Origin of the sequence: Nonomuraea mesophila (genome assembly GCF_004352805.1) — a bacterium.
In the GTDB taxonomy this organism is placed as follows: Bacteria; Actinomycetota; Actinomycetes; order Streptosporangiales; family Streptosporangiaceae; genus Nonomuraea; species Nonomuraea longispora.
Window position 1 is genome coordinate 1 of the sequence record NZ_SMLD01000367.1, and the last position, 1,577, is coordinate 1,577.

At 76.2% G+C, this 1,577-nt stretch carries 1 protein-coding gene; it reads right to left on the bottom strand.

What is annotated here, in order from left to right; translation table 11 throughout:
- The coding region (locus E1295_RS48055) for an amino acid adenylation domain-containing protein (RefSeq protein ID WP_132642073.1) at positions 1-1,577 on the bottom strand (1,577 nt) is incomplete at both ends.

A 1,577-nucleotide genomic window follows, 5' to 3' on the forward strand; every position in this document is an offset into this window, starting at 1 on the left:
GTCCCGGTCGAGCTTGCCGTTGACGGTGAGCGGCAGCGCCGGGAGCGGGACGACGACCGCGGGGACCGCGTACGGGGGCAGCAGCCGGGACAGGTGCGACCGTGCCGCCCCCACGTCGATCCGGGCGCCGGGACGGGCGACCACGTAGGCCACGAGCCGCCGGCGGCCCCGCCGGTCCTCGCGCACCGCCGCCGCGGCGCCGGCCACGCCGTCCAGCTCCAGGAGCGCGGTTTCGATCTCGCCCAGTTCCACCCGGTGCCCGCGTACCTTCACCTGCTGGTCGGCCCGTCCGAGGTGGACGAGGTCGCCGTCGGGGGTCCGGCGCGCGAGGTCGCCGCTGCGGTAGAGCCGGCCGCCCGGGGTGAACGGGTCGGCCACGAAGCGGGCGGCGGTCAGCGACGGGCGGCCGAGGTAGCCGCGGGCGAGCTGGTCGCCGGCGACGTACACCTCGCCCGTCTCTCCCGGCGGGACCGGCCGCAGGTCACGGTCGAGCAGGTGGACGCCGAGGCCCGGCAGCGGGCCGCCGATCACGCTCGCGGATCCGCCCCCGGTGTCCTCCGGGGTCAGCTCCCTGAAGGTGACGTGTACGCAGGTCTCGGTGATGCCGTACATGTTGACCAGCCGGGCGGCGGGGTGACGGCGTTGCCACGACGCCAGGCGGGCGGGGTCCAGCGCCTCGCCGCCGAAGACGACGTACCGGAGGGCGAGCTCGCCCCGCGTCGCCTCGGCCAGCGGGTAGAACGCCGACGGGGTCTGGCCGAGCACGGTCACGCGCTCGCGCTGCAGCAGGTCGAGGAAGCGTCGCGGGTCGCGGGCCACCTCCCTGTCGACGACCACCAGCCGACCGCCGTGCAGCAGCGCGCCCCACATCTCCCACACCGAGAAGTCGAACGCGGCGGAGTGGAACATCGTCCACACGTCCGTACGGTCGACGTCGAACAGCTCCCGGGCCGAGGCGAACAACGACAGCACGTTGCGGTGCGTCACCTCGACGCCCTTGGGCGGGCCCGTCGAGCCGGAGGTGTAGATGACGTACGCCGTGTTGCCGGCTCCGGCGGATGCGGAACCGGCGCCGAGGCCCCCATCCGGCCCGCCGTCGAGCCCGCCGTCCAGCCCGCCCTCCATCGCGCCGGCCGGCCCGTCGTCCAGCAGCACGATCGGCACGCTGGTTCCGGGCAGCCCGGCCAGGGTGCCGGGTTCCGTCAGCAGGCACGCCGGCGTGGCGTCGTCCAGGATGAACGACAGCCGGGCGGCCGGGGCGTCGAGGTCCAGCGGCACGTAGCAGCCGCCCGCCCTCACGACGGCGAGCAAGGCGACGACGAGAGCGGCCGAACGCGGCAGCGCCACGGCCACCCTCGACTCGGGCCCCACTCCTGCGGCCGTCAGGGTCCGGGCCAGCCTGGTGGCGGCGGCGTCCAGCTCCGCGTGGGTCAGCGAGGTGTCACGCCAGGTCACGGCGGTCGCGGAGGGGTCGGGCCGGGCGGCGGCGTACGCGTCGGCCAGCGTCGCCCCAGGAGCGAACACGCCGGCGCGCCCTGCGGCGGGCGCTCCGGCGGGCGCCACGCCGGGCGTTGCGG